General features: G+C 73.8%; 30 protein-coding genes. 22 read left to right on the forward strand and 8 right to left on the reverse strand.

Annotated elements, in window-relative coordinates; genetic code table 11:
- The first annotated feature begins 198 nt into the window (after positions 1 to 198).
- Together alaS and ACZ6X9_RS05890 are read left to right on the forward strand one after the other, a co-directional pair.
- Entirely contained in the window at positions 199 to 2,853 is a 2,655-nt protein-coding gene (alaS, locus tag ACZ6X9_RS05885) for an alanine--tRNA ligase (RefSeq protein ID WP_469777615.1), read from the forward strand.
- 84 nt (positions 2,854 to 2,937) lie between these two features.
- Complete coding sequence (locus tag ACZ6X9_RS05890; RefSeq protein ID WP_469776701.1) at positions 2,938 to 3,444, forward strand: hypothetical protein; 507 nt, start codon at positions 2,938 to 2,940, stop codon at positions 3,442 to 3,444.
- 72 nt (positions 3,445 to 3,516) lie between these two features.
- Here ACZ6X9_RS05890 and ACZ6X9_RS05895 read toward each other — a convergent pair whose 3' ends face one another.
- Positions 3,517 to 4,107, reverse strand: coding sequence for a signal protein (locus ACZ6X9_RS05895; RefSeq protein WP_469776702.1), 591 nt, complete (start codon positions 4,105 to 4,107; stop codon positions 3,517 to 3,519).
- A gap of 174 nt (positions 4,108 to 4,281) precedes the next feature.
- Positions 4,282 to 5,079 (reverse strand): maleylpyruvate isomerase family mycothiol-dependent enzyme, encoded by a 798-nt coding sequence (locus ACZ6X9_RS05900; protein WP_469776703.1) that lies wholly within the window; start codon positions 5,077 to 5,079, stop codon positions 4,282 to 4,284.
- A 468-nt stretch (positions 5,080 to 5,547) separates the two neighbouring features.
- Between ACZ6X9_RS05900 and ACZ6X9_RS05905 the strand changes: the two genes are divergently transcribed.
- A complete protein-coding gene (locus ACZ6X9_RS05905; RefSeq protein WP_469776704.1) occupies positions 5,548 to 6,888 on the forward strand; it encodes a UDP-glucose dehydrogenase family protein in 1,341 nt (446 codons plus the stop codon).
- Positions 6,889 to 6,971: 83 nt separating this feature from the next.
- On the opposite strand, the gene ACZ6X9_RS05910 is transcribed toward ACZ6X9_RS05905, so the two are convergent.
- Positions 6,972 to 7,415 carry a VOC family protein gene (locus ACZ6X9_RS05910; protein ID WP_469776705.1) on the reverse strand — a complete coding sequence of 148 codons (444 nt, stop codon included), beginning with the start codon at positions 7,413 to 7,415 and terminating at the stop codon, positions 6,972 to 6,974.
- A gap of 210 nt (positions 7,416 to 7,625) precedes the next feature.
- Between ACZ6X9_RS05910 and gvpO the strand changes: the two genes are divergently transcribed.
- The 9 genes from gvpO (at position 7,626) to ACZ6X9_RS05955 (ending at position 11,795) form a co-directional block, all read left to right on the forward strand.
- The gene (gene gvpO / locus ACZ6X9_RS05915) at positions 7,626 to 8,039 is read left to right on the forward strand and encodes a gas vesicle protein GvpO (RefSeq protein WP_469776706.1); all 414 of its coding nucleotides are present in this window, start codon (positions 7,626 to 7,628) and stop codon (positions 8,037 to 8,039) included.
- A 72-nt stretch (positions 8,040 to 8,111) separates the two neighbouring features.
- Positions 8,112 to 8,528, forward strand: coding sequence for a gas vesicle structural protein GvpA (locus ACZ6X9_RS05920; protein WP_469776707.1), 417 nt, complete (start codon positions 8,112 to 8,114; stop codon positions 8,526 to 8,528).
- Complete coding sequence (locus tag ACZ6X9_RS05925; RefSeq protein ID WP_469776708.1) at positions 8,525 to 9,244, forward strand: GvpL/GvpF family gas vesicle protein; 720 nt, start codon at positions 8,525 to 8,527, stop codon at positions 9,242 to 9,244. The genes ACZ6X9_RS05920 and ACZ6X9_RS05925 overlap by 4 nt, the downstream gene beginning before the upstream one ends.
- Positions 9,244 to 9,450: a gas vesicle protein GvpG gene (locus ACZ6X9_RS05930; protein WP_469777616.1), complete on the forward strand. Its 207-nt coding sequence runs from the start codon at positions 9,244 to 9,246 to the stop codon at positions 9,448 to 9,450. The genes ACZ6X9_RS05925 and ACZ6X9_RS05930 overlap by 1 nt, the downstream gene beginning before the upstream one ends.
- A gap of 61 nt (positions 9,451 to 9,511) precedes the next feature.
- On the forward strand, positions 9,512 to 9,898 hold the full coding sequence (locus ACZ6X9_RS05935; RefSeq protein ID WP_469776709.1) for a gas vesicle protein: 387 nt from the start codon (positions 9,512 to 9,514) through the stop codon (positions 9,896 to 9,898).
- Positions 9,895 to 10,692, forward strand: a complete 798-nt coding sequence (locus tag ACZ6X9_RS05940; protein ID WP_469776710.1) for a GvpL/GvpF family gas vesicle protein — start codon at positions 9,895 to 9,897, stop codon at positions 10,690 to 10,692. Before ACZ6X9_RS05935 ends, ACZ6X9_RS05940 begins: the two co-directional genes overlap by 4 nt.
- A complete protein-coding gene (locus tag ACZ6X9_RS05945) occupies positions 10,689 to 10,937 on the forward strand; it encodes a gas vesicle protein (protein WP_469776711.1) in 249 nt (82 codons plus the stop codon). The genes ACZ6X9_RS05940 and ACZ6X9_RS05945 overlap by 4 nt, the downstream gene beginning before the upstream one ends.
- The gene (locus ACZ6X9_RS05950) at positions 10,934 to 11,221 is read left to right on the forward strand and encodes a gas vesicle protein K (protein WP_469776712.1); all 288 of its coding nucleotides are present in this window, start codon (positions 10,934 to 10,936) and stop codon (positions 11,219 to 11,221) included. The genes ACZ6X9_RS05945 and ACZ6X9_RS05950 overlap by 4 nt, the downstream gene beginning before the upstream one ends.
- 187 nt (positions 11,222 to 11,408) lie before the next feature.
- Positions 11,409 to 11,795 (forward strand): hypothetical protein, encoded by a 387-nt coding sequence (locus tag ACZ6X9_RS05955; protein WP_469776713.1) that lies wholly within the window; start codon positions 11,409 to 11,411, stop codon positions 11,793 to 11,795.
- 40 nt (positions 11,796 to 11,835) lie between these two features.
- Here the strand turns inward: ACZ6X9_RS05955 and ACZ6X9_RS05960 are convergent, their stop codons facing one another.
- A complete protein-coding gene (locus tag ACZ6X9_RS05960; protein ID WP_469776714.1) occupies positions 11,836 to 12,018 on the reverse strand; it encodes a hypothetical protein in 183 nt (60 codons plus the stop codon).
- Positions 12,019 to 12,192: 174 nt separating this feature from the next.
- Between ACZ6X9_RS05960 and ACZ6X9_RS05965 the strand changes: the two genes are divergently transcribed.
- A complete protein-coding gene (locus ACZ6X9_RS05965; protein ID WP_469776715.1) occupies positions 12,193 to 14,031 on the forward strand; it encodes a hydroxysqualene dehydroxylase in 1,839 nt (612 codons plus the stop codon).
- Between the two features lie 212 nt (positions 14,032 to 14,243).
- Positions 14,244 to 16,310: a phosphocholine-specific phospholipase C gene (locus ACZ6X9_RS05970; protein WP_469776716.1), complete on the forward strand. Its 2,067-nt coding sequence runs from the start codon at positions 14,244 to 14,246 to the stop codon at positions 16,308 to 16,310.
- 33 nt (positions 16,311 to 16,343) lie between these two features.
- Here ACZ6X9_RS05970 and ACZ6X9_RS05975 read toward each other — a convergent pair whose 3' ends face one another.
- On the reverse strand, positions 16,344 to 16,610 hold the full coding sequence (locus ACZ6X9_RS05975; RefSeq protein ID WP_469776717.1) for a hypothetical protein: 267 nt from the start codon (positions 16,608 to 16,610) through the stop codon (positions 16,344 to 16,346).
- Positions 16,611 to 16,909: 299 nt separating this feature from the next.
- Between ACZ6X9_RS05975 and ACZ6X9_RS05980 the strand changes: the two genes are divergently transcribed.
- Positions 16,910 to 17,359 (forward strand): SRPBCC family protein, encoded by a 450-nt coding sequence (locus ACZ6X9_RS05980; RefSeq protein WP_469776718.1) that lies wholly within the window; start codon positions 16,910 to 16,912, stop codon positions 17,357 to 17,359.
- 270 nt (positions 17,360 to 17,629) lie between these two features.
- On the opposite strand, the gene ACZ6X9_RS05985 is transcribed toward ACZ6X9_RS05980, so the two are convergent.
- On the reverse strand, positions 17,630 to 17,803 hold the full coding sequence (locus ACZ6X9_RS05985; protein ID WP_469776719.1) for a CsbD family protein: 174 nt from the start codon (positions 17,801 to 17,803) through the stop codon (positions 17,630 to 17,632).
- A gap of 205 nt (positions 17,804 to 18,008) precedes the next feature.
- Here ACZ6X9_RS05985 and ACZ6X9_RS05990 point away from each other — a divergent pair, with 205 nt between their 5' ends.
- The 5 genes from ACZ6X9_RS05990 to ACZ6X9_RS06010 all read left to right on the forward strand — a co-directional run bounded on the left by ACZ6X9_RS05990 (position 18,009) and on the right by ACZ6X9_RS06010 (position 21,346).
- Entirely contained in the window at positions 18,009 to 18,179 is a 171-nt protein-coding gene (locus ACZ6X9_RS05990) for a hydrophobic protein (protein ID WP_469776720.1), read from the forward strand.
- 180 nt (positions 18,180 to 18,359) lie between these two features.
- Positions 18,360 to 19,244, forward strand: a complete 885-nt coding sequence (locus ACZ6X9_RS05995; protein ID WP_469776721.1) for an RNA polymerase sigma factor SigF — start codon at positions 18,360 to 18,362, stop codon at positions 19,242 to 19,244.
- 185 nt (positions 19,245 to 19,429) lie between these two features.
- On the forward strand, positions 19,430 to 19,684 hold the full coding sequence (locus ACZ6X9_RS06000; RefSeq protein ID WP_469776722.1) for a WhiB family transcriptional regulator: 255 nt from the start codon (positions 19,430 to 19,432) through the stop codon (positions 19,682 to 19,684).
- A 130-nt stretch (positions 19,685 to 19,814) separates the two neighbouring features.
- Entirely contained in the window at positions 19,815 to 20,765 is a 951-nt protein-coding gene (locus ACZ6X9_RS06005; protein WP_469776723.1) for an anti-sigma factor RsbA family regulatory protein, read from the forward strand.
- A 152-nt stretch (positions 20,766 to 20,917) separates the two neighbouring features.
- A complete protein-coding gene (locus ACZ6X9_RS06010; RefSeq protein WP_469776724.1) occupies positions 20,918 to 21,346 on the forward strand; it encodes a hypothetical protein in 429 nt (142 codons plus the stop codon).
- Positions 21,347 to 21,364: 18 nt separating this feature from the next.
- Here ACZ6X9_RS06010 and ACZ6X9_RS06015 read toward each other — a convergent pair whose 3' ends face one another.
- Positions 21,365 to 21,769, reverse strand: a complete 405-nt coding sequence (locus tag ACZ6X9_RS06015) for a VOC family protein (protein ID WP_469776725.1) — start codon at positions 21,767 to 21,769, stop codon at positions 21,365 to 21,367.
- Positions 21,770 to 21,839: 70 nt separating this feature from the next.
- Between ACZ6X9_RS06015 and ACZ6X9_RS06020 the strand changes: the two genes are divergently transcribed.
- Complete coding sequence (locus tag ACZ6X9_RS06020; protein WP_469776726.1) at positions 21,840 to 22,310, forward strand: MarR family winged helix-turn-helix transcriptional regulator; 471 nt, start codon at positions 21,840 to 21,842, stop codon at positions 22,308 to 22,310.
- A 12-nt stretch (positions 22,311 to 22,322) separates the two neighbouring features.
- Here the strand turns inward: ACZ6X9_RS06020 and ACZ6X9_RS06025 are convergent, their stop codons facing one another.
- Positions 22,323 to 23,048, reverse strand: a complete 726-nt coding sequence (locus ACZ6X9_RS06025) for a class I SAM-dependent methyltransferase (RefSeq protein ID WP_469776727.1) — start codon at positions 23,046 to 23,048, stop codon at positions 22,323 to 22,325.
- Positions 23,049 to 23,212: 164 nt separating this feature from the next.
- Here ACZ6X9_RS06025 and ACZ6X9_RS06030 point away from each other — a divergent pair, with 164 nt between their 5' ends.
- Positions 23,213 to 23,875, forward strand: a complete 663-nt coding sequence (locus ACZ6X9_RS06030; protein ID WP_469776728.1) for an AAA family ATPase — start codon at positions 23,213 to 23,215, stop codon at positions 23,873 to 23,875.
- Positions 23,876 to 23,892 lie beyond the last annotated feature (17 nt).

The following is a 23,892-nucleotide window of genomic DNA, read 5'->3' on the forward strand; positions in this document are numbered from 1 at the left end:
CGTTAGGGAGCGCCGGCGGCGGGCACCCGGCCCGAAGGTCGGGGTCGGCCCCTGACCTTCGTCAGGGGTGCACCCTGATCCGTCCCGGAAGAGCGGCCCGCGTCCCTCTGTTGCACATGATGTGCACCTACGATGAACGAACAGCAAGATCACGCAGCACGCCGAGGCAGGCACGACGAAGGGACCGTGAGCGCGACCGTGCGTACCGCCGACATCCGTACCCGTTTCCTGGACTTCTTCGCGGCGCGCGGCCACACCGTCGTCCCCAGCGCCCCGCTCCCGACCCCCGACCCGACGCTCCTCTTCGTCAACGCGGGCATGGTGCCCTTCAAGCCGTACCTGACCGGCGAGTCCCCGGCCCCCTGGCAGCGGGCGACGAGCGTGCAGAAGTGCGTGCGCACGCTCGACATCGAAGAGGTCGGCCGCACCACGCGGCACGGCTCGTTCTTCCAGATGAACGGGAACTTCTCGTTCGGTGACTACTTCAAGGAGGAGGCCATCGGCTTCGCCTGGGAGCTGTCGACCACGCCCGTCGCGGACGGCGGTTACGGGCTGGACCCGGCGCGGATCTGGGTGACGGTGCACCACTCGGACGGCGAGGCGCGGGGCATCTGGCGCCGGGTGGCGGGCCTGCCGGACGAGCGGATCGTGGCCCGCGGCGACGAGGACAACTTCTGGTCGATGGGCGTCCCCGGCCCCTGCGGACCCTGCTCGGAGCTGTACTACGACCGGGGGCCGGCGCTGGGTCCCGAGGGCGGCCCGGCGGTGGACGAGGACCGGTACATGGAGTTCTGGAACCTCGTCTTCATGCAGTACGAGCGGGGCGGGGGACCCGGCAAGTCCGGTTACCCGATCCTCGGCGAGCTCCCCCGCCGGAACATCGACACCGGCATGGGCCTGGAGCGCATGGCGACCCTGCTCCAGGGCGTGGACAACCTCTACGAGACGGACGAGACCCGCCCGATCCTGGACCGCGCCGCCGAGTTGGCGGGCGTCCGCTACGGCGCGGACGCGCAGGCGGACGTCCGGCTGCGCGTCGTCGCCGACCACGTCCGCACCGCGCTGATGCTGCTCGCCGACGGCACGGCCCCCGGCAACGAGGGCCGGGGCTACGTGCTGCGCCGGATCCTGCGCCGCGCGGTCCGGTCCATGCGGCAGCTCGGCCACCAGGACCGGGCGCTGCCGGAGCTGCTGCCGGTGGCCCGGGACCTCATGGCCGTCAGCTACCCCGAGGTGGCCGACGGGTTCGCGCGCATCGCGGACCAGGCGTACGGCGAGGAGGACGCCTTCCAGGACACTCTCAAGCAGGGCACCACCGTCCTGGACACGGCGGTCGCCGAGGTGAAGGCGGCGGGCGGCCGGTCGCTGCCCGGCCGGCAGGCGTTCCTGCTGCACGACACCTACGGGTTCCCGATCGACCTCACCCTGGAGATGGCCGCCGAGCAGGGCGTGGAGGTCGACCGGGAGGGCTTCACCGCGCTGATGAACGCCCAGCGGGAGCGGGCCCGGGCCGACGCCCGGGCCCGCAAGTCCGGTGCCGCCGACACGGCCGCGCTGCGTGCGGTGCTGACCGAGCACGGGCCGACGGACTGGCGCGCCTGGGAGGCCTTGGAGGCCGACGCGCGGGTGCTGGCCGTCCTCGGCCCGGCGGGCCCCCTGCCGGTGGCCCGCACCGGAGACGTGGTGACCGTCGTCCTCGACCGGACGCCGTTCTACGCCGAGTCCGGCGGTCAGGACAGCGACGCGGGCCGGCTGTCCGGGGCCTCGGTCGAGGCCGACGTCCTGGATGTGCAGCGGCCCCTGCCGGGGCTGGTGGTGCATCAGGTGCGGGTGACGGCCGGCGAGCTGGCCCCGGGCGGAGCCGTCCGCGCGGCCGTGGACCCCGAGTGGCGGCTCGGCGCCCGCCAGGCCCACTCGGGCACCCATGTGCTGCACGCCGCGCTGCGGCAGGTCCTGGGCCCGACGGCGCTGCAGTCCGGTTCGTACAACCGCCCCGGCTACCTGCGGCTGGACTTCCCCTGGCGCGGCGCCCTCGGCCCGGCCGTACGCGGTGACGTCGAGGAGGCCGCCAACCGGGCGCTCCGCCGCGACCTGCCGGTGGACGTCCGCTGGATGACGCTGCCGGAGGCCAAGGAGCTCGGCGCGCTCGCGCTGTTCGACGAGACGTACGGCGAGCGGGTGCGCGTCGTGGAGATCGGCGGAGCGTGGTCGCGCGAACTCTGCGGCGGTACGCATGTGGAGCGGTCCGCGCAGATCGGCGTCCTCTCGCTGACCTCGGAGTCCTCGGTCGGCGCGGGCATGCGCCGGCTGGAGGCGGCGGTGGGCATCGAGGCGTTCGACCACCTGGCCCGGGAACGCGACCTGGTCGGCCGGATCGCCGAGCAGCTCCAGGCGCCGCGCGCCGAACTGCCGGAGCGGATCGCCGCGTTGCTGGACCGGATGAAGGCCACCGAGCGGGAGAACCAGCGGCTGCGCGACGAGGCGACGGCGGCGCGCGCCGCCGGGCTGGCCGGCTCGGCCGTGGACGTGGAGGGGACGGCCGTGGTGACGGCCACCGCCGACGGCGGCGCGGACGCGGCCCGGGCCCTGGCCGTCGCCGTCCGCGACCGGCTGCCCGCCGCCCGGCCCGCCGTGGTCGCGGTCGGCAGCGGCACCAGCGGCGGCGGAATCGTCGTGGTGGCCGTCAACCGCGCGGCGCGGGAGGCGGGGCGCTCGGCCTCGGACCTCGTCAAGCGCCTCCTCGACGGGCGCGGTGGCGGCTCCCCCGACCTGGCGCAGGGCGGCGGTCTGCCCGCGCGGCGGATCAGGGAGGTACTGGCGGACGTGCCGGGGCTGCTGGTGGCCGCCGGCTGAGAACGGGCAGCCGCCCGCCGACGGCCGGGACAGTCGCTCCGGCCCGGCCGCACCGGCCGGAGCGGCTGCCCGGATACTGTCGGGATGGCTCCGTCGTCCCCGCCGTCCCGCTTCCGGGACCCCCAGTTCACCAAGCACGCGTTCGTCGACCTGATCCTCGTGCGCTGCCCGAGGTGTGAGGGGGTCGCCCGCGTCGTCCCGGCCCCGGGGCCGCCGGAGGGCTCGCGGCCCGACGCGGCGCGGACGACCGTGCCGGCACGACGGCGGCTGGTCTGCCGTGCCTGCGGTCTGACGCGGTGGTCCGAGGGCCCGGCGGTCTTCCGCTGGGGCGAGGCCACCGACCCGTACTTCCGGGCGCCGCTGTGGCTGCGGGCCGAGACGCGGCACGGGCGGCTGTGGGCGTACAACCTCGAACACCTGGACCTGATCCGGCGGTTCGTGAGCGCGTCGCTGCGGGAGCGGGCCCCGTGGTACGAACACGGCCGGAAGATGACGTTCATCGGCCGGCTGCCCGCCTGGATCAAGCGGGGGAAGAACCGCGACGAGGTCCTGCGGGCCGTCGACCGGCTGCGCGCCTCGGTCGTCGGATGACGCCGTGACGCCGCCGTCGGATGACGCCGTGGTGCCGCCGTCGGATGACGCGGTGACGCCGCCACCGGGCGCTCAGCGGGTCCCGACCGTCAGGCGGTAGTCCACGGCGGTCGAGAAGGAGCCCGCGGAGCCCTGGAAGCGGAGGGTGTGGGTGCCAGGGGACAGTCGTCCGGTCCGGGCCCAGAGGCCGCAGGCGAGGGAGCCGGGAGGCATCCCCTTCACCGGTGTCCCCTGGAGGCGTTCCGCTTCGAGGGCCCTCCCGTCCAGGGTGGCGGTGCCCTTCGCGACGGCCAGGAAATCCTCGCAGCCGCCCTGGGACGTGATCTGGTTCACGATCGGGAACGCGAGCGGAACGTCCGCGGGCACCCGGCAGGTGCGCCGCGCCGGGCCGCCGTGGGTGCCGGCCAGGAACCAGACCTCGGCCGGCTGGTCCCGGTCGCACAGCCGGCCGTCCGGGTCGTCGACCGGGTTCTCGTCCCGGGGTTCCGTGCCCGCCCACTCCCACCAGCGGTTCTGCAGGTCGGCCGCCGACAGCCTGGCCGGTGCGGAGGGCGACACCGTCGCGTCCGGCGTGCCGTCACCGTTCCCGGAAGAGGAGCACGCGCCGGCGAACAGCGCCGTGCCGGCGCCGAGGAGAAGGGCCGCGGAACGTATCCATCGCATGCCCGGAGGGTACGGGAACCGGGCCTGGGAACGGGGACGAAATCCCCGGGCCGGCGGCGGGAGCGAGGGCCCGCGGACGGCCGTGCCGGCGCCCGTCCCGGCTGGCCACCGGGACGTCGTGGGCGGGCCGTGCTCCCCTGGGGTCGGGGGCCCGCCGCTCGGTGGACACCGCGCTCACTCCTCCAGCCAGAATCCGGCCCGGGAACGCCACAGGTCGAAGAGCGCGGCGTCCCCGAGGATCTCGACGGCCCCCTCCGGCACGGGACGCCGGTAGACGGACAGCAGCAGGTCGCCCGGCGTGCCGCGGACGGTGACCGCGGCCGGTTCCGGGGTGCGGCGCCGGACGGGGGCGTCGCCGGTGAGGTCGATCAGCCACTCCCCCAGGGGGTCCGCCGCCATGCCGGCGGCCCGGAAGCGGAGGGTGCGGCCGGGCCCGAGCAAGGCGGGGGCTCCGGGCCGGGGTCCGTACGCCTCCGGGAGCGCGGCGAAGTCCGTCCACTCGTCCAGCGCGTCGAGGGCGACCGCGTCGTCGAGCGCGTACCGCACGCCGGCGGCCAGGGCCGCGTCGGCCCGGTGCACGGCCGTCTCGTGGGCCATCCGACGGGCCCAGAAGCCGGTGGTGGCGACGGGACCGGGCGACCACACGGCCGTGTCGGGCCCGGCCTCGCCGAGCACCCCGGCCAGTTGTTCCGCGGCCCGGACGAGCTCCGAGGTCAGCATGGCCCGGTCGTCCCCGGGGCGGGGTTCGACATCGTCCACGATGTCGTGCGGCACGGCGTCCGCCGCCCGGCTCGCGACGACCGTCCCGGCCCAGGTGAGGGCGCCGGTGACATGGCGGAGGAGGTGCGCCAGGGTCCAGCCGGGGCAGGAGGGGACGGGCGCCGCCAGAGGAACGCCGTCGAGGTGGGACGGCAACCGCCGGGCCTGCGTGACGATCTCGGCGCGGTGGCGGTCGAAGGTCAGGGCGCTCATGGGGGAACGATAGTGAGGCGGTCCGGCGGAGGAACATCCGTTTTCCCGCACGGCCACGCCATGGCAGGCCTCTTTTCCGTCCCGCGCGGTGGTCGTGGTCCGCCGTTCCGCGCTCGGGCGCTGAGTCGGCGCCGCGCCGGCCGCCGCGAACGGCCACCGTGTACGGGCAGGTCGGCGCCGAGGCCGGGACACCCGCCGCCGCGCGTCCGCGGGACGCCGGACGCCGAGGCCGTGTTCGTTCTCGCGCGCATGGCCTGACCTGCGCGGACAGCCGACGGCGGACGCAGCGGGCGCCCACCGGCGAGCATCGCCGGCCGGCCTCCCGTCCGGGGCCGCCGGGCCGGCCCCGTCACCCGTTCGCCACGTCCGTTCGCCCCCGGCCGCCGGAACCCGCACGCTGGCGATGCCGGGCGGCGTCCTTCCGCCCGGCTCTTCGGGGGCTCCGTCGTTCGGCACCGGGGAGTCGTCATGCGCATAGCCGTCGTGGGCCAGGGGTACGTCGGGGTGACCGGGGCGGTGGCCCTCGCCCAGGCCGGGCACCTCGTCACCGGGATCGAGCAGGACCGGCGGCGGCTGGAGGCCCTGACGCTCGGCAGGGCCCCGGTCGTCGAGCCGGGGCTGCAGGACCAGCTCTCCCTCGCGCTGGCCTCCGGGCGGCTCGCCTTCGCGGGGGCGCTCGCGCCGGCCCACGCCGAGCGGCCTTTCGACGCCGTGCTGATCACGGTCGGTTCGCCGCCCGCGCCGGACGGGACGGCGGACCTCCGTCAGGTCACCGCCGCCGTCGGCGAGGCGGCCGCGCTGTCCCCGCCGACCTGCGTGGTGCTGAAGTCGACGGTGCCGCCGGGGACGAGCGACCGGCTGCTCGCGGCCCGCCCGGACCTGCGCGACCGGTTCGCCAGCAACCCCGAGTTCCTCAACCAGGGCAGCGCCATGGAGGACTGGACAGCCCCCTCCCGGCTCGTCGTCGGCGTCTGGTCCCGCCGGGTGCTCCCGCTGCTCCGCAGCCTGTACGACGGGGTGATCTGCCCCTGGGTGGTCACCACCCCGGCCAGCGCGGAGATGGCCAAGTACGCGAGCAACACCTTCCTCGCCGCGAAGATCAGTTTCGCCAACGAGATCGCGCGGTTGTGCTCGGCACCCGGTTTCGACGTGGACGACGTGATGCAGGCGGTCGGTTACGACCCGCGCATCGGGCACGCGTTCCTCCAGCCGGGGCTGGGCTTCGGCGACTCCTGTCTGCCCAAGGACACGCTGGCGCTGGCGCGTTGGGCCGCCGGGTTCGGGGTGCGCACCCCGCTGCTGGACGCGGTCATCGAGGTGAACGCCACGCAGCCCGGCATCGTCCGGGAGATCCTCCGCCGGGAGCTGGGCCAGGACCTCCACCGGTCGGTGATCGCGGTGCTCGGCGCCCGGTACGAGCCGTGGAGCGACGACATGCGGGCGGCGCCGAGCCTGACGCTGGTGCCCGCGCTGGTCCGGGAGACCGCACGGGTGCGGATCTGGGACCCGGCGGTCGGCCCCGAGGGGCTGGCGGCCCTCTTCCCCGGTACCGAACCCGTCGCGGACCTGCGGGCGGCGGTCCGCGAGGCACACGCCGCCGTCATCCTGACGGAGTGGCCGGAGGTCGTCGAGGCCGACTGGACGGACCTCGGGGCGCGGCTCGCCCGCCCCCGGGTCGTGGTGGACGGCAAGAACTGCCTGCGCCCCTGGCAGCTCGCCCGGCTGCCGCTCCGCTACCGGGGCATCGGCAACCGGCCGGCGGCCGGGGTCCCGGACCCGGCGGGGTCGGCCGGGATCAGCGGAGGCTGAACCGGATCCGGAGCGGGACCCACCCGATCTCCCTCTCCCCCTTTCCCCCTCCCCCCCGCAGACCCTTGGACCGCCCCGCGCCGTCAGATCGCGTCGCCGGGCTGCGGCTCGGCGCCGAACACCCACGGCGCCAGGACCACCAGCCACCCGTCCGGGTCCTCGAACAGCACGGCGCCGTGCCGGGACCAGTAGGGGTTGGCCGGGGCCACCGGCCGGTGGCCGCGCTCCTGAAGTCGGCGCACGGCGGCGTCCCGGGCCGCGGGGCCGCGCAGGTACAGCACCAGTTGGTTCTCGGGGTGCGGGGCGGGGACGCGGGGCGGCGTGCCGTGCTGGGTGATCTCCAGGTGGACGGGGGTGCCGGGCAGACCGAGGACGACGCCGTCGTAACCGTCGTGGTCGCGCCAGCGGGCGAGGACCGGAAGGCCGAGGTCGTCCGCGTAGAAGGTCAGTACGTCGTCGTAGTGGGCGGTGGGCCGGGCGAATCGCACGGCGCCCACGGCGAGGTGCTCGGGCCAGATGGGTGTCATGGCCACACTGTTGCATAGGAGTAACTCCCGTCACTTCCGCCCCAGGTCCGGCCGGGGGTACGGCCTCCGGCCGAGGGCGGGCGGCCTACGACCGGCTCACCCCCTCCGCACCCCCGGTGGGCAACCGACCGGCAAGGCAGGGGGTTTGGCCAGGGCTTCACGCGGTACGCGCACTGGCGAGGTCATTGAAGACGACCCAGAGGTCCGTAGATGACAGCCAAGTCCCGAACCGGCAACAACCCCGACGACGAAGACAGCAAAGACGACAAGACGGAAAACACGTCGGACGGCGCGAAAGGCAGCAAGTCCGACGCCGAGTCAGACGCCAAGACAGACGGCACATCCGACAGGAAAGACGGCGAATCCCCCACCGTCCCGGTGCCCCTCATCCTGCGGTCCGCCCGCGACCAGCTCACCGAACTGGCGGGGCTGCGGCCCGAGGGGGTGTCCGGCTTCGAGCGGACACCCGAGGGCTGGACGGTGGAGATCGAGGTGGAGGAGATCCCCCGCGTTCCCGAGACGATGAGCGTGATGGGGCTCTACGTGGTGACCCTCGACCCCGAGGGCAACCTCACCGGTTACCGCCGAGCGCGGCGTTACGAACGCGGGCGGACCGACTCCTGACGGACGCAGAACGCCGGCGGGCGGAATCCCCCGCTGCCGCCGGCCCGTCGGCCATGAGAGGAAGTTCCCGACATGAGTGTTGTCCCGACGCAGCAGTCCGGGGGTGCCGGTGGCACCAGCGGTCTGTACGACGTCCTGGAGCTGGTTCTCGACCGCGGCCTGGTCATCGACGCGTTCGTCCGCGTCTCCCTGGTCGGCATCGAGATCCTGAAGATCGACGTACGTGTCGTCGTCGCGAGCGTGGACACGTACCTGCGGTTCGCCGAGGCCTGTAACCGGCTCGACCTGGAGGCCGGTCCGCACCGGAGCGCCGGACTGCCGGACCTGGTGGGCGAGGTCACCGAGAGCGGCGCCCGCGGCAAGAGCAAGGGCGTGCTCTCGGGCGCCGCCCAGTCCATCACCGACGCCTTCCAGCAGGCCCGCGGGGAAGGCGAGACGAGTGGGAGCCGCCGGAGCTCCTCGCGGAGCAAGAAGGAGGAGAGCGAGTGAGCACCTACGTCTACGGCATCACCAGCGGCGAGCGCGCACAACTGCCCGAAGGCCTCACCGGCATCGGCCGGCCACCGCGCCAGGTACGTCTGGTGACGGAGGCCGGGCTGGCCGCCGTGGTCAGCGACTGCCCGGAGGAACTCCGGCCCAAGCGGCGCGACCTGCTGGCCCACCAGCAGGTGCTGTCCGAGGCCGGCCGGAAGTCCTCGGTCCTGCCGATGCGGTTCGGCAGCGTCTGCGAGAGCGACGAGGACGTGGTCCGGGTGCTGTCGGAGCACGCCGAGCACTACCGGTCGAAGCTGGAGGAACTGTCCGGCCGCGTCGAGTACAACGTCAAGGCCGTGCACCACGAGGACGTGGTGCTGCACCTCGTCCTCGCCGAGAACGCCGAACTGCGCGCGATGGCCGAGGCCAACCGGAAGGCGGGCGGCGGCTCCTACGAGGACCGCCTGCGGTTCGGCGAGAAGGTGGCCGAGGCGGTCCGCTCCCGGGAGGCGTGGGACGCCGACCTGGTGCGCGACACCCTGGAGCCGCTGACGGAGGGGTGCCGACCGGGGCCGGAGAGCGGCGGCTGGTTCCTCAACCTCTCCTTCCTGGTGGCGGAGTCGGCCGCCGACCGGCTGCTGACCACCGCCGACCGGCTGCGCCGGGCCCACCCGCAGCTCGACCTGAAGGTGAACGGCCCGCTGCCGCCGTACAGCTTCGTCGACTCGTGATGTTCGTCGGCTGGGTCCTCCGCCGGGTCCTCGCCGAGGCCGAGCGGCTGTACTACGACCCGGCCGTCGTCCAGGGCGAACTCCGCTCGCTGGAGCAGGAGCTGGAGGCCGGCCGACTGGACGAGGAGGAGTTCGACCGGCTGGAGGACGCGTTGCTGGACCGGCTGGAGGAGGCCCGGCGGCGCTCGCCGGCGTCACCGGGCTGACTCCCCGCACGGGCCGTGCGCGAACGACGCGGAGAAACGACGCAGAGGAGCCCCGAGAGCCATGAGTTTCCCGAGCCGCCTGCCCGACGCCCGCTCCCCCGCGGAGGGTTCGGGGGCCAACCTCGCCGACATCCTTGAACGGGTGCTCGACAAGGGCGTGGTGATCGCGGGCGACATCCGCATCAATCTGCTCGACATCGAACTGCTGACGATCAAACTGCGGCTGGTCGTCGCCTCCGTCGACCGGGCGAAGGAGATGGGCATCGACTGGTGGGAGAGCGATCCCTCGCTGTCGTCGGGCGCGCGCAGCCGCGAACTGCGCGAGGAGAACGAACGGTTGCGTGAACGCCTCGCCGCGCTGGAGGAGGAACGGGCGGCGCTGCCGGCCCGGGAGGCGGCGGACGACCGGGACCGGCAGGCGGACGGAAAGGGAGGTGAGGAGCGGTGACCGAGCGGGAGCTGCTGTACGCCTACGCGGTCGCCCGGGACACCGGGCCGGGCCGGGACGTGCCGGAGACGGTGACGGGCGTGGCCGGCGAGCCGGTGCGCGAGGTGTGCCACGAGGGGTTCGCGGCCCTGGTGGGCCGGGTGCCCGCGGCGGAGTTCGAGGAGGACGCGCTGCGTGAGCGGCTGGAGGACCTGGCGTGGCTGGAGCGGGTGGCCCGCGGCCACCAGCGGGTGGTCGACGCCGCGGTCTCGCTGTTCCCCTGCGCGCTGCCGCTGCGGCTGGCGACCGTCTACCGCGACGAGGACGGACTGCGGCGGATGCTGACGGCGGGCCGGGACGCCTTCGACACCGCGCTGGACCGGCTGGAGGGCCGCGTGGAGTGGGGTGTCACGGTGTACGCCGCGGCCGCCCCGGCGGAACCCGCGCCGCCGCCGCAGCCGTCGGGCCCCCCGTCCGGCCGCGACTACCTGCGGCGGCGCGGCGCCGAGCGGCGGGCCCGCGAAGCGGGCGCGCAGCGGGAGGCCCGGGCGGCGGACGCGGTGCACGAGGCGCTCGCCGCCCTGGCCGAGGCGGTGCGGCTGTATCCGCCGCAGAACTCCCCCCTCGCCGCGCAGCCGGGCCGCAACCTCCTCAACGCCTCCTACCTGGTGCCGCGGGACCGCGCGGAGGAGTTCACGGGGCGGGTCGCCGAGCTGAAGGACCGGGCCCCCGAGGGGTTCCGGATCCGGCTGACCGGACCCTGGGCCCCCTATTCCTTCGTCACTCATGACCCCTGCGTCCCGGAGGCCCCGTGAATGCCGACGGGCTCCCGGCGGAGCGGCTGTCCCTGGTGGACCTCCTCGACCGGCTGCTCGCCGGCGGGGTGGTGCTCACCGGGGACCTCACCCTGCGGATCGCGGACGTCGACCTCGTCCGGATCGATCTGCGGGCCCTGATCAGCTCCGTGGACGCCCGCGTGCCCTCGCCCTGGGACGACTGGCGGGATCCGGTCGAGGGCGGCGAACGAGCGACGGAGAACGGAGGAGTGACGGAGACATGAGCGCACCCGCCAACCGCCGCGTCGAGCTGGACCAGGACACCGTCGAACGCGATCTGATGAAGCTCATCCTGACCATCCTCGAACTCCTCCGGGAGCTGATGGAACGTCAGGCTCTGCGCCGCGTCGACCAGGGTGACCTCACCGAGGAGCAGGAGGAGCGGATCGGCATGACCCTGATGCTGCTCGCCGACCGCATGGACGGGCTCTGCCGGCAGTACGGCCTGGACCCCGAGGAGCTCGATCTGGACCTGGGCCCGCTGGGCTCGCTGCTGGGCCGCCGATGACGACGGGCCGGCGACGGCGCGGTCGGCGGTGGCGGGGCGGCCACCCGCTGCGGATCCGCTCGTTCGGGTGATGGACGGCCGGTTGGCCAGGCATGACCATGGCGAAGAAGTCCGGACGAACCGCGCATCGCGCACCGCGCCTCACACATCCGCGCACCCACGCGTTCCGGGCGGGGAGGGGAATCCCGTGATCCGTCGCCGCGTCATCCCGCGTCTCCTGTGCGCTGCCACCCTGGTTCTGGGAGCGGCCGGCCTGTCCCAGGCGGCCCCCGGTACGGAGGGCCGCGCCCCGGCCGGGTCCCTGGAGCCGGCCTGCCCACCGCCGGGCGGCGGCACCTGCTACTTCGAATGGTTCGACAGCGCGGGCCGGCGCTCCCTCGAACTCAGTCCGGAGGTCGGCGCCTGCCACAACATGACCTCGGCCGGCGCGGTCAGGGGCACCAACATGACCAACCGCACCGTGCACCTCTGGCCGAGCAGCGACTGCGTGGGCAGCGCGACCGCGCTCGTCACCTCCGGCCGCTCCTGGAACGACCCGTCCCACACGTACTTCTCGTTCCGGCCGATCCGCTGAGCCGGCGGCCGTTCCGCTGAGCCGACCACCGCCCCGAGGGTCAGTCGAAGATCGCCCGGAGCAGTGCACCCACCCCGCGTCCCGCCGCCCGCAGGGCCCCCACCGCCGTCTCGGCGACGTCGGCCACGGCGTCCACCGCGTCGAACCGCCGGGACCGGCATCTCCGGCACACCCGCCACCTCCGGCCGAGCCGCCCACAGCGCTCGCACGCTCGCTCCCCCATGGGCCGATCATCGCACGGTCGTACCGGCGGACGGAACGGCGCTCACCGGAGGGCCGCAACCCGTTCGACGGACGCGGTGCCGTTTCCCGCACCCGGCGCGCTCCCGGCCCCTAGCGTCCGCCGTGAGCACCCGGGCGCCTCCGGCCCGGGGCTCCGGAGGAAGGGGTGCGCGCCATGCCCGAAACGCCCATGACCGCCGAACCGTCCGCGACCGCCGAACCATCCATGACGGTCCCGCGCCGCCGCGCCCTGCTCCTCGGGGCGGCGGCGGGCGCGGCGGCCGGCCTCGTGCCGGGCACCGCACGGTCCGCGTCCCGGCGGGTGACCCGGGCGGCCCGCGCGGCCGGAGCCGCCGACGGCCGCCGCGTCGCCGTGATCGGCGCCGGGGTCGGCGGCCTGACCGCCGCCCACGAGCTCGCGGAACGCGGCTTCGCGGTCACCGTGTACGAGCGGCGCTCCGTCCCCGGCGGCAAGGCCCGCTCCCTGTACGTCCCGCACAGCGGCACCGGGGGCCGCCGCAATCTGCCCGGCGAGCACGGCCACCGCGGGGTGTTCGGCTTCTACCACAACCTCCCCGACACCCTCCGCCGCATCCCGCTGCCCGGCGGGGAGAGTGTCCACTCCCGCCTCACCCCCGTGCGGTGGATCAATTTCGCCCGCACCTCGGGCCGCCCGGACTTCCCTTTTCCGGTCGACCGGTGGGTCCCGTCGTCGCTCTCCGACGCGAACCTGCTGATCGCCTCGCTCTCCGGCCTCCTCCAGGAGGGGCTGCGCCTGCCGCCATGGGAGACGCTGTTCTTCGCCAAGCAGGCGGTGATGCTCCTGACGAGCTGTAGGGAACGCCGGTTCGGACAGTGGGAGTACGTGCGCTGGTGGGACTTCATCCGGGCGGACGGGATGTCGGAGGACTACCGGAAGTTCCTCGGCGGCGGCGTCCAGCTCCTCCAGGCGCTGCGGGCCCCCGTCGCCAGCACCCGGACCTGCGGCCAGGGCATGGAGTCCATCCTCTACGACCTGGCGGGGCGCGGCAGTGACGCCGGAGGCCCCTTCGACCGTGTCTTCGACGGGCCGACCAGCGAGGCGTGGCTCGACCCCTGGGCGGCACACCTGCGGTCGCTCGGCGTGCGCTTCGCCTTCGGCCGCGGCGTGGAACGGCTCGACCTGCGCGGCGGCCGGATCGTCTCGGCCACGGCCCGGACGGCGCACGGCGCGACGGAACGGATCGACGCCGACTGGTTCGTGGTCGCCCTCCCCGCCGACCGGGCCGTCCGGCTCTGGAACGCCGACCTCCGGTCGGCCGACCCCCGACTGGCGGCCATGGACGGGCTGCGGCACACCTGGTGCAGCGGCATCCAGTTCTATCTGCGCGAGCGGGCTCCCGGCATCCGCGGTCACGTCCTGCACGTGGACTCCCCCTGGAAGCTGGCGTCCATCGCCCAGTCCCACGTCTGGTCGGCGCCCTTCGAACGGACCTGGGGAGACGGCCGGGTGCGGGAGTCGCTGTCCGTGGTGGTCTCCGACTGGGAGACGCCGGGCATCCTCTACGGCAAGCCCGCCCGGCGCTGCACCCGGGCCGAGGTCGCCCGCGAGGTGTGGGCGCAGATGAAGGCGCACCTGGCCGACCACGCCCCGCTGGACGACGCCCTCCTGGAGACCTGGTACCTGGACGAGGCGATCACCGAGGCCGACGGCGCTCTGCGCGACGACGATCCGTTCCTGATGAACACGGCGGGTTCGTGGGACCTGCGCCCCGAGACCACCACCGCCGTCGGAAACCTGTTCCTGGCCGCCGACCACGTCCGGACGTACAGCAACATCGACTTCGCCTCGATGGAGACGGCGAACGAGGCCGGCCGGCGGGCCGCCGGGGCGGTCCTCGCCGCGGCGGGCGGCGGGGGCCGGGCGGAGGTGCGAACCTTCCGGGGTTACGAGGCGCCGGAGTTCGCCGCCGCCCGCGCCCTGGACCGGGAGCGCTGGCGGCAGGGGCTGCGGCACGTCCTGGACGTCGGCTGAATCCGGCCGGGTGACGGATGGGACGGGTGGGGTGACGGGACGGGCGAGTGGGAGGGAGGGGGCGGGCAGGGCGGGCCGGAATGTGACGCGTTCACCCTGTTCCCCTCCCGTACCTCCCGGCGTCACAGTGTCGCCACCACCCCTTCCACCCGCCTCGCTGTCCTTGGAGCGCTTCGTTCCCGTCCCCCACATCCTCAGAGGTCACCTTGCCCATGGGAGAGATCGACCGCCGGCGGTTCCTGCAGTTGTCCGGCGGCACCGCCGCGTTCACCGCGCTGTCCGGGAGCATCGCCCGCGCCGCCGCCATTCCGGCCCGGCGGAGCACCGGCAGCATCCGGGACGTCGAGCACATCGTCGTCCTGATGCAGGAGAACCGTTCCTTCGATCACTACTTCGGGTCCCTGCGGGGTGTGCGCGGCTTCGGTGACCCGCGGCCCGTGACGCTGCCCGGCGGCAAGTCCGTCTGGCACCAGTCGGACGGCAAGCGCGACATCCTGCCGTTCCGCCCCGAGGCCGACCACCTGGGCATGCAGTTCCTCCAGGACCTCAACCACGACTGGGCGGGCGGGCAGCGGGCCTTCAACAAGGGCCGCTACGACCAGTGGGTACCGGCCAAGACGGCGACCACCATGGCCTACCTGACGCGCGAGGACATACCGTTCCACTACGCCCTCGCCGACGCCTTCACCCTCTGTGACGCGTACCACTGCTCGTTCATCGGGTCGACCGACCCCAACCGGTACTACCTGTGGAGCGGGTACACCGGCAACGACGGCAAGGGCGGCGGCCCGGTCCTCGGGAACGAGGAGGCGGGATACGGCTGGACCACCTACCCCGAGCGGCTGGAGAAGGCCGGGATCTCGTGGAAGATCTACCAGGACGTCGGCGACGGCCTGGACGCCAAGGGCAAGTGGGGCTGGACCGGCGACCCCTACCGCGGCAACTACGGCGACAACTCGCTCCTCTACTTCAACGCCTACCGCGACGCCAAGCCGGGCGACCCGCTGTACGAGAAGGCCCGCACCGGGACCGACGTCCGCAAGGGCGACGGCCTCTTCGACGTCCTCAAGGCGGACGTGAAGGGCGGCCGGCTGCCGCAGATCTCCTGGATCGCCGCGCCGGAGGCCTACACCGAGCACCCGAACTGGCCGGCCAACTACGGTGCCTGGTACATCGCGCAGGTGCTGGACGCCCTCACCGCCGACCCGGAGGTGTGGAGCCGCACCGCGCTGTTCGTCACCTACGACGAGAACGACGGCTTCTTCGACCACGTCGTCCCGCCGTTCCCGCCCGCGTCCGCCGCCCAGGGACTGTCCACCGTCGACCCGGGACCCGACCTCTACAAGGGGAGCCTCGGCAAGACGGCCGGCCCCTACGGGCTGGGACAGCGGGTCCCGATGCTGGTGGTCTCCCCGTGGAGCACCGGCGGCTTCGTCTGCTCCGAGGTCTTCGACCACACCTCGGTCATCCGCTTCATGGAGAGCCGCTTCGGGGTGCGCGAGCCCAACATCTCGCCGTGGCGGCGGGCCGTCTGCGGTGACCTGACCTCGGCCTTCGACTTCAGCCGGGCGGACTCCCAGCCCGCCGCGCTGCCGTCCACGGCCGGCTACCGGCCGCCGGACCGGCAGCGCCATCCCGACTACGTCCCCAAGCCGCCCGCCACCGGCACCCTCCCCCGCCAGGAGCCGGGCTCCCGTCCGACCCGGCCGCTGCGCTACGCGCCGTTCACGGACGGCGCCCTCACCCTCGCCACCGGCCGGTTCACCCTCACGTTCAGCGGCGGCCAGGCGGCGGGCGCGCAGTTCCTCGTCACCTCGGCCAACCGCACGGACGGCCCGTGGACGTACACCGCGGAGGCCGGGAAGACGGTCGCCGACACCTGGAACACGGCGTACTCCAAGGGCGTCTACGACCTCACGGTGCACGGCCCGAACGGGTACCTGCGCAGCTTCCGGGGCCCCGGCGGCACCGAGGGCCCCGAGGTCACCGCCCGTCACAACGCGGCCACCGGCGACCTCGACCTCACCCTGACCCAGCGGGGCACGGCCGACTGTCACCTGACGGTGACCGACGCCTACGGCGGACCGGCCGAGACCCTGACCGTTCGGCCGGGCGCGACCGTACGCCACACGGTGCGGACGCGCGCGGGCAAGCGCTGGTACGACGTCTCGGTGGTCTCACAGGACGGCGGTGCCCCGGGCTCGTTCCTGAGACGCTTCGCCGGGCATGTCGAGACGGGCGCGTCCGGGGTGAGCGATCCGGCCCTCGCCACCCGCTGACCCCGGCCCGCCGGGCGTCCGGCCGCTCCCCGGTCAGAGCGGCCAGACGCCCGTCCGCCACAGATGCACGATGGCCCGCGCGACGGCCCGCGACTCCGGGTCCACCAGGGCGTCCGGGTCGCCGCCCGCCGCGTCGAGGTCGTCGAGGAACCGCCCGACGGCCTCCCGGCCGACCCGCTCCAGCGTGGTGTCGTGGTGCAGGCGGACCAGGCCGGACGCCCGGAGCTCCTCCTCGTCCCGCCCGGTCAGCCGGGCCGACAGGGTGACGAAGCCCGGATGTTCCGCGTCCGAGGGATTCATCCGATCGACCCGCCTTACTCCCTCTTCGGGACGGTGTGCACCTTTTTCCGTACGTTCCTCCCGGGCGGCCTTCCGCTCCGCCGGGGCGCTCATTCTGCGGGGCGCGGGCAGGCGCGGAAAAGGGCGCGCGGTGTGGGGCGTTTCCGGCATCGGTGCCCGGGACGGGTGATTCTCCGGCGACGAATGTTTCCTTCCCCCACGCCGAAAGACCCACGTCTGCCCGGCCGATTCCCGGGCATCCGCCGGATGTCCGTCTTTCCTCTCGCAGACGCCGCCTACACGTGGCGCAAGGAGGCAGCATGTCGCAGATCGAGGAATCCGTCGAGGTCGCCGTCCCGGTCACCACGGCGTACAACCAGTGGACGCAGTTCGAGGAGTTCCCGGAATTCATGGAGGGCGTGGAGCGGGTCGAGCAGCGCTCGCCGACGCTCACGCACTGGGTGGTCAAGACCGACGGGGTCCGGCGGGAGTTCGACGCCGTGATCACCGAGCAGGTCCCCGACGAACGGGTGGCGTGGACCACGGTCGACGGTGACGTCCGGCAGGCCGGCGTCGTCACCTTCCACCGGCTGGACACGGCCCGCACCAAGGTGATGCTCCAGTTCGACCACACGCCGGAGGGTGTGGTGGACACCCTCGGCGACAAGCTGGGGTTCGTCCGCCGGCAGGCCAAGGGAGACCTGGAGCGGTTCAAGAAGTTCATCGAGTCGCGCGGCCTGGAGACGGGCCGGTGGCGCGGCCAGGTGTGACCAGGTGTGAACGGATAGGAACGACCACCGCGCCGGAGCCCGGAAACAAGGGCTCCGGCGCGGTGCGTCCGGCTCGGGACAACGGGCACGGCGCCGGAACGGGACGCGGGGAGACACCGTCCGGGCGGCGGACGACGACACACGGCGGGCCGGGCGCACGGTGGATTCCGGGCGTACGGTGGACCGGGCGCACGGCACACGGCGAGGGGGCCGCGGTCCGAGGACCGCGGCCCCCTCGGGGCACTGCGTGAGGACTCCGCGAGAGACGAGTCAGTCGTGGAACGCGTCCTTCGCCTTCTCCTTGGCGCCCCGCAGGTCGCCCTTGGCCTGGTCGGCCCGGCCCTCGGCCTCCTTGCTCTCGTTGCCGACGGCGCGGCCGACGCCTTCCTTGACCTTGCCCTTGGCCTGCTCCGCCTTCGCCTTGGCCTTTTCCTGAGCGCTCATCTCGATATCTCCCTCGTGCCGTCGATGATTTCAACCCGGCGGCTGCCCCGGCCGGCTCCCCTCAAACCCGTCGATCACCGAAGTTCCGAAGCCGGGCGGCGGACGGGCGAGTTCGGTGTCGAATCGGCAACGGCCTGGCATGAAGAAAGGAAGCCCGGATAAAAGCGAAAGCACTGGGAAGACGACACGTCGGAGGTTGATTTACATGGTTCCCCTTCTTCTCGTTCTGCTCCTCGCTCTGATCCTTTTCGGTGCCGGATTCGCGATCAAGATTCTGTGGTGGGTCGCGGTGGCGGTGCTTGTCATCTGGTTGCTGGGCTTCCTGGTCCGCTCCGTCGACTCCGGTGGCGGCCGCAGCCGCTGGTACCGATGGTGACGTTCTGACACCAAGGCCCCGTCTCCTCCGGGCCCGGCGGGACGCGGTCCCCGCCGGGCCTCGGTGCTGTCCGGCCGGAATCCGGAAGGACTCCGGCCGAAAATCGGCGTGCCAACATGCATGTCCCGGCAAACCCGGGGCAGGAGCCGAACTGACAAGCACAGTTGAAGGAGGGCGCACGTGACCAGCACGAGCGTGACGCAGACGGCAGGGGCCGAGCGGAGCAGCACTGCGGTGGGTGGGCCTCTCGGTGTGGACCTGCCGCAGGTGGAGGACGCGGGCGGCATCGACCCGCGCGACGCCCGGGCCCTGAACAAGCTCTTCCTGGACCGGCTGGCGGTCCTGGAGGAGGGTACGCACGAGTACCAGTACGTCCGGAACACCCTCATCGAGATGAACCTCTCCCTGGTGCGTTACGTCGCCGGCCGCTTCCGCGGCCGGGCGGACCAGATGGAGGACATCGTCCAGGTGGGCACCATCGGTCTGATCAAGGCGATCGACCGGTTCGACCTGACCCGCGAGGTCGAGTTCACCACCCTCGCCATCCCCTACATCACCGGAGAGATCAAACGCTTCTTCCGTGACACCAGTTGGGCCGTGCATGTGCCCCGCCGGCTCCAGGAGCTCCGGGTCGAGCTCGTCAAGGCGACGGAGGAACTCTCCGGCCGGCTCGGCCGCTCCCCCACGGTCAAGGAGCTGGCCCAGGTGCTGGACCTCTCCGAGGACGAGGTCATCGAGGCCCAGGTCGCCAGCAACGGTTACTCCGCCCACTCCATCGACACGCCCGCCGAGCCCGGGCCGCGGGGACACGACTCCTCCCGCTCGTGGTCGGAGCGGATCGGTGCCGTGGACGACAACCTGGAGAAGGTGGAGGCGCTGCACGTCCTCAAGCCGCTCCTGAAGGAGCTCGACGAGCGCGAGCGCCTGATGCTGGAGCTGCGCTTCGGCCAGGAGATGACCCAGTCGCAGATCGGCGCGGAGCTGGGCATCTCCCAGATGCACGTCTCCCGGCTGCTCAGCCGCACCCTCGGCAAGCTCCGCAAGAAGATGCTCGCCCAGCAGTGACCTCCGCCCTCCGGCGGCAGGTTCCACCGCGCACGACTCGCCCCTCCCGGCCTTCCGGCCGCCGAGGGGCGCCGTCGTGCGCGCGCGAGCATGTCCGAAGGTTTTCTTCCAGGGTTACTTCCGGACTTCCGGGCGAGGCGTGGAGGGAGAGACGATCCCGGAACGCTCGGAACGGAGGTACCGACGTGGACTGGCGACAGTACGCCGCCTGTACGGAAGAGGACCCCGACCTGTTCTTTCCCATCGGCACGGGAGCTCCGGCGCTGGCACAGGCGGAAGGGGCCAAATCCGTCTGCGCGCGCTGCCCGGTACGGGAGGAATGTCTGCGATGGGCCCTGGAGACCCGTCAGGAGTACGGAGTGTGGGGTGGTACGAGCGAGGGGGACAGGCGTGAGCTCCACCGGGGGACGGGAAGGCGCCGTGTGGGTACCTCTTCCTAGTACGGTGGCGGGGCTCCCGGCGGGACGGGGCGTTCCGGGCCCACCGTGTGCCTCCGCGCGCCGCGCGGGGACGGTGAGCGGACCCGCGACGAACGTACGGTCCCGACCCTGCAGTGATCGAGGTGACCCTGTGAACGATACGACGGCCGTGGTCGGGCCGTTCGTCCACCCGGCGTTGTTCTACCGGGACGGGGGAGAGTACGTCGCCGCGCTCACGGCGTTCGTCCGCGAGGGGCTGGCGGACGGCGACCCGGTGGCGATCGCCGTTCCCCGCGCCCGGCTGGAGCTGCTGCGGGACGCGCTGGGGGCGGACGGGGCCGGCATCCGGTTCGTCGACATGGAGGAAGCGGGCCGCAATCCCGGGCGGATCATCCCGCGGGTGCTGCGGGCCTTCGCCGACGCCCATCCCGACCGGCACGTCCGCATCGTCGGCGAGCCGGTGTGGGCGGGCCGCTCGGCCGCGGAGTACCCGGCGTGCGTGCAGCACGAGGCCCTCATCAACCACGCGTTCGCGGGCCGCAGGGTCACCATCGTCTGCCCGTACGACACCTCACGGCTGGATCCGCGGGCGGTGGCCGACGCCTACGCGACCCACCCGGTGATCATCGACGGCGGTCGCAACGGCCCCAGCGGCTCCTACGCGCCGGACCACATCATCGCCGCCTACAACCAGCCGCTGCCGCCGCCGGCCGGCGGGGACGTCCTCTCCTTCGACTTCGACGACGAGCTGCTGCCCGAGGCACGGCACGTCGTGGTGGAGCGGGCCGCGGCGCTGGGACTGGCCGCGGAGCGCCGGGACGACCTGGCGCTGGCCGTCGCCGAGCTGACCACCAACAGCGTGGTGCACGGCGGCGGGACGGGGACGGTACGGATCTGGAGCGAGGGCGGTTATGTGGTGTGGGAGGTGCAGGACCGCGGGTACGTCAGGGATCCGCTGGCCGGCCGCCGACCACCTCCGCCGGACCGGCCGGGCGGCCGGGGGCTGCTGCTGGTCCACACCCTGAGCGATCTTGTCCGTACCCACACGGGCCCGGGCGGCACCACCACGCGGTGCCTGCTCTCCCGGGTCCCGTCACCCTGACCGCACGTCGTGCGGGTGCACGTCGTGCGGGTGAACCTCGCGGAGTTCGATTGCGCCGGCCCGCCCGGAACGGCGAGCGTGGGCGGGCGCCGTCGCACCACCGCGCGGCGCCGCGCCGGCGAGGCGGCGCACCGACGGGAGGAACGGGACGGATGAAGCGGGTCGTTGCGGGAACGGTGAAGCGGGTCGTGGCGAGAACGCGGTGGGCCGGGCGCACGGCCGTGGCCGCCGTGGGCGCCCTGGCGCTCTGCGCCGCCGTGGCACCGCCGGCCTCGGCGGGTGGCGGGAGCTGCGCGGGGCAGACCTGTCTGGCCGTGGAGGGCGCCGGTCTGTACGTGGCGCGGGCCACGGTCACGCCGCCGCCCGGTGCGGAGTTCTTCGGCCACTACCGGCTGTACGGCGGTGGCGTCGACAACACCAGCGCGCTGCAGCACTGGCACGAGCGCCTGCGGTACACCGTGGCGTGGGGCCGGGGCGTGCGGGAGCACACCAGGATCTGCGCCGAGGGCTGGGAGCACGTCGGGGACAAGCTGCGCTCGGTCGGCAAGACCTGTGTGGAGATCCGGAACTCCGGCGCCTGACGGTCGGCGTCTCCGGCGTCAGCTCTCGTAGGACTGCAACTCGATCAGGTTGCCCTCGGGGTCGCGGACGTGGGCCGTCCGCAGGGTCGGACCCCACTCGGGCCGGTCGGCGGGGGCCGCGGCCCCCGTGGCGCCGTGCCGCAGACAGAGCGCGTACCCGGCGTCGACGTCCGGGACGCGGCCGACGAGCATCACCCGGCCGGAGGGTGCGGCGGCGTCCGCGGGAATGTCGGTGACGTCGGCCATGGCCCGCCGGTCGAGCAGGGACAGCACGCCTTGGCCGGCCACGTCCCAGTGGGCGTAGGGCCCGTCCTCCGTGCCCCGGACCAGGCGGGCGTCCGCGAGTTCGGGCAGGACCGCGGCGTAGAAGCGGAAGGTCTCGGCGAACCGGCCGGCGAGCAGCCGGGGGTGCAGTGCGTCCATGACACCTCTCTCGTGCGTGACGGCAATGGTGGGTGACGACCAATGATGGGTGTCAACCTACAATAATCCGGTGACCGAGACACCCCCCACCCTCACCGGCCTGACGACCTATCTGCTCTCCCGGGTCGGCAAGGACGCCCGCGGCCGGATCGCGGCCCGGCTGGCCGGCCGCGACCTGCGGATGTGGCACATGGCCGTGCTGGCGGCCCTCGCCGATTTCGGCCCGCAGGCGCAGCGGGAGCTCGCCGGACGCCTGGCGGTCGACCCCAGCGACATGACCAAGGTGCTGGACGACCTCACCGCCTTCGGGCACGTCGAACGGACCCGCGACCCCGGCGACCGCCGCCGGTTCTCCGTCGCCCTGACTCCCGCCGGGGCGACGGAACTCGCCCGCCTGACCGATGACGCGCTCGCCGTCCAGGACGAGCTCCTCACCCCGCTGACCGGCCGGGAGCGCGAACAGCTCCATGGGCTGCTCGACAAGGTCTTCCGCCACGCGGAGGACGCGGCGCGCGACGCGAGCGCCCCGGGGCGACAGTGACAGGCGTCGGTCTCAGGCGCGTCTCGTGGCGACGGCCGCCAGGTAGGCGGGCGGCAGGAACCGCGTGCGCAGCGCGACGGGCGCGCCGCAGGCTCCCGCCAAGTGGCGCAGCGCGGCCGGACTGTACGCCTTGCGCAGGCTGACGAGGCCGTCGTGGGCCGTGGCGGGGCCGCCGCAGAGGAGGCTCAGCGGGACGGCCGCCAGGCAGACCGGGTGGCGCCACACGTCGATGATCAGCAGTCGTCGCGCGACGCGCGTGCCCTCGTGCAGCAGGGCCGCCGCGCCCCGGGGCGGCAGGTGGTGGAGGGACTGGCAGAACACGGCGAGGTCGTAGGCGTCGTCGGGTGCGTCGATCGCGGTGGCGTCGAGCCGTTCGACGGTGGCCCGCGCGTGGCGGCCGAGCGGCCCGGCCCGCAGCGCCTCGACGAGGTCCGGCGCGATGTCGCTGACGGTGGCCCGCAGGGCCGGATGCCGGTCGAGGACCCACCGGGCGAGCCGGCCGTCCCCCGCGCCGAGTTCGAGGAGGCGGGGCCGCGGTACGCCCCGCAGCCCCTCCAGGACCAGCCCGCCGAACGACCGGTGGGCCAGGGTCAGCCGTTCCAGCCGGGCCAGTCCCCGGAGCACCCGGCGGCGCCGGTCCCCCGCGTCGGCGCGGTCGAGGTACTCCGGGCGGTCCGTCTCGTACAGCCGGTCCCACCACGCGGCGCCGGGGCCGCCCCGGGGCATGTCGTCGGTCACGGTCGCCCAACGACCCGTCCGGCGCGCGGGTCACGCGCGGACCGCGGTGCGCGGCCGCGCGGGAGCGGTCCGCAACCGTCCGCGCTCCCCCGGCGTCTTGTGCGAGGCTCCGGCGGTACGTACGCCGGACGTCAGGGCTCGTGACCGAAAGGACCGTGGGAGCAGTGGACGACATACGCAGGCCGGCCGCGACCGCCGTGCGGGAGGTGCCGCCCGGGGAGCCGGCGCCGCGTCCGAGGGGCCTGGTGGACCTGCGGGGACGGGAGCGGGCCCCGGCGCTGCTGGTCTATCCCGCCGACGCCGTGCTGGTCGTCTCGGGGCTGCCGGGCAGCGGCAAGAGCACACTCATCCGCCGGTGGTCGCGGGCCGCGTCGGTCGTCGACCCGAGGGACGCCCACGAGGACTGCGCGGCGGTGATGCCGGCGTTCCTGCCGTACGCGGTGTACCGGCCGTGGGCGCGCCTGGTCTACGCCCGCCGGCTGTGGGCCGCGGTCCGGGCGGGGGGCCCGCTCCTGGTGCACGACTGCGGCAGCCGGGCGTGGCTGCGGCGGCTGCTCGCCCGGGAGGCCGGACGCCGGGGCCGTGAACTGCACCTCGTCCTCCTGGACGTCGGGGCGGCCGACGCCCTGGCCGGGCAGGAGGCGCGCGGCCGGTGGGCCCGGCCGCGGGTCTTCGACCGGCACCGGCGCGGACTGCGGCGGCTGTCGGACGCGCTCACGGCGCCGGGCGCCGGCGAACCCGGCGGGAGCCCCGTGCCGGAGGCGGCCTCGGTGGTGCTCCTGGACCGGACGACGCGCGAGCACGTGGCGGACGTCGCGTTCCGGTAGGAAGGCCGTCCGCGGGC

The organism is Streptomyces sp. NPDC052910, assembly GCF_055585605.1.

Excerpts from the sequence above, each read along its gene's own strand:
- ACZ6X9_RS05890 (WP_469776701.1), top strand. The coding sequence starts at position 2,938 with ATGGCTCCGTCGTCCCCGCCGTCCCGCTTCCGGGACCCCCAGTTCACC.
- ACZ6X9_RS05895 (WP_469776702.1), bottom strand. The coding sequence starts at position 4,107 with ATGCGATGGATACGTTCCGCGGCCCTTCTCCTCGGCGCCGGCACGGCG.
- ACZ6X9_RS05900 (WP_469776703.1), bottom strand. The coding sequence starts at position 5,079 with ATGAGCGCCCTGACCTTCGACCGCCACCGCGCCGAGATCGTCACGCAG.
- ACZ6X9_RS05905 (WP_469776704.1), top strand. The coding sequence starts at position 5,548 with ATGCGCATAGCCGTCGTGGGCCAGGGGTACGTCGGGGTGACCGGGGCG.
- ACZ6X9_RS05910 (WP_469776705.1), bottom strand. The coding sequence starts at position 7,415 with ATGACACCCATCTGGCCCGAGCACCTCGCCGTGGGCGCCGTGCGATTC.
- gvpO (WP_469776706.1), top strand. The coding sequence starts at position 7,626 with ATGACAGCCAAGTCCCGAACCGGCAACAACCCCGACGACGAAGACAGC.
- ACZ6X9_RS05920 (WP_469776707.1), top strand. The coding sequence starts at position 8,112 with ATGAGTGTTGTCCCGACGCAGCAGTCCGGGGGTGCCGGTGGCACCAGC.
- ACZ6X9_RS05930 (WP_469777616.1), top strand. The coding sequence starts at position 9,244 with ATGTTCGTCGGCTGGGTCCTCCGCCGGGTCCTCGCCGAGGCCGAGCGG.
- ACZ6X9_RS05935 (WP_469776709.1), top strand. The coding sequence starts at position 9,512 with ATGAGTTTCCCGAGCCGCCTGCCCGACGCCCGCTCCCCCGCGGAGGGT.
- ACZ6X9_RS05950 (WP_469776712.1), top strand. The coding sequence starts at position 10,934 with ATGAGCGCACCCGCCAACCGCCGCGTCGAGCTGGACCAGGACACCGTC.
- ACZ6X9_RS05960 (WP_469776714.1), bottom strand. The coding sequence starts at position 12,018 with ATGGGGGAGCGAGCGTGCGAGCGCTGTGGGCGGCTCGGCCGGAGGTGG.
- ACZ6X9_RS05965 (WP_469776715.1), top strand. The coding sequence starts at position 12,193 with ATGCCCGAAACGCCCATGACCGCCGAACCGTCCGCGACCGCCGAACCA.
- ACZ6X9_RS05970 (WP_469776716.1), top strand. The coding sequence starts at position 14,244 with ATGGGAGAGATCGACCGCCGGCGGTTCCTGCAGTTGTCCGGCGGCACC.
- ACZ6X9_RS05975 (WP_469776717.1), bottom strand. The coding sequence starts at position 16,610 with ATGAATCCCTCGGACGCGGAACATCCGGGCTTCGTCACCCTGTCGGCC.
- ACZ6X9_RS05980 (WP_469776718.1), top strand. The coding sequence starts at position 16,910 with ATGTCGCAGATCGAGGAATCCGTCGAGGTCGCCGTCCCGGTCACCACG.
- ACZ6X9_RS05985 (WP_469776719.1), bottom strand. The coding sequence starts at position 17,803 with ATGAGCGCTCAGGAAAAGGCCAAGGCGAAGGCGGAGCAGGCCAAGGGC.
- ACZ6X9_RS05990 (WP_469776720.1), top strand. The coding sequence starts at position 18,009 with ATGGTTCCCCTTCTTCTCGTTCTGCTCCTCGCTCTGATCCTTTTCGGT.
- ACZ6X9_RS06010 (WP_469776724.1), top strand. The coding sequence starts at position 20,918 with ATGAAGCGGGTCGTTGCGGGAACGGTGAAGCGGGTCGTGGCGAGAACG.
- ACZ6X9_RS06015 (WP_469776725.1), bottom strand. The coding sequence starts at position 21,769 with ATGGACGCACTGCACCCCCGGCTGCTCGCCGGCCGGTTCGCCGAGACC.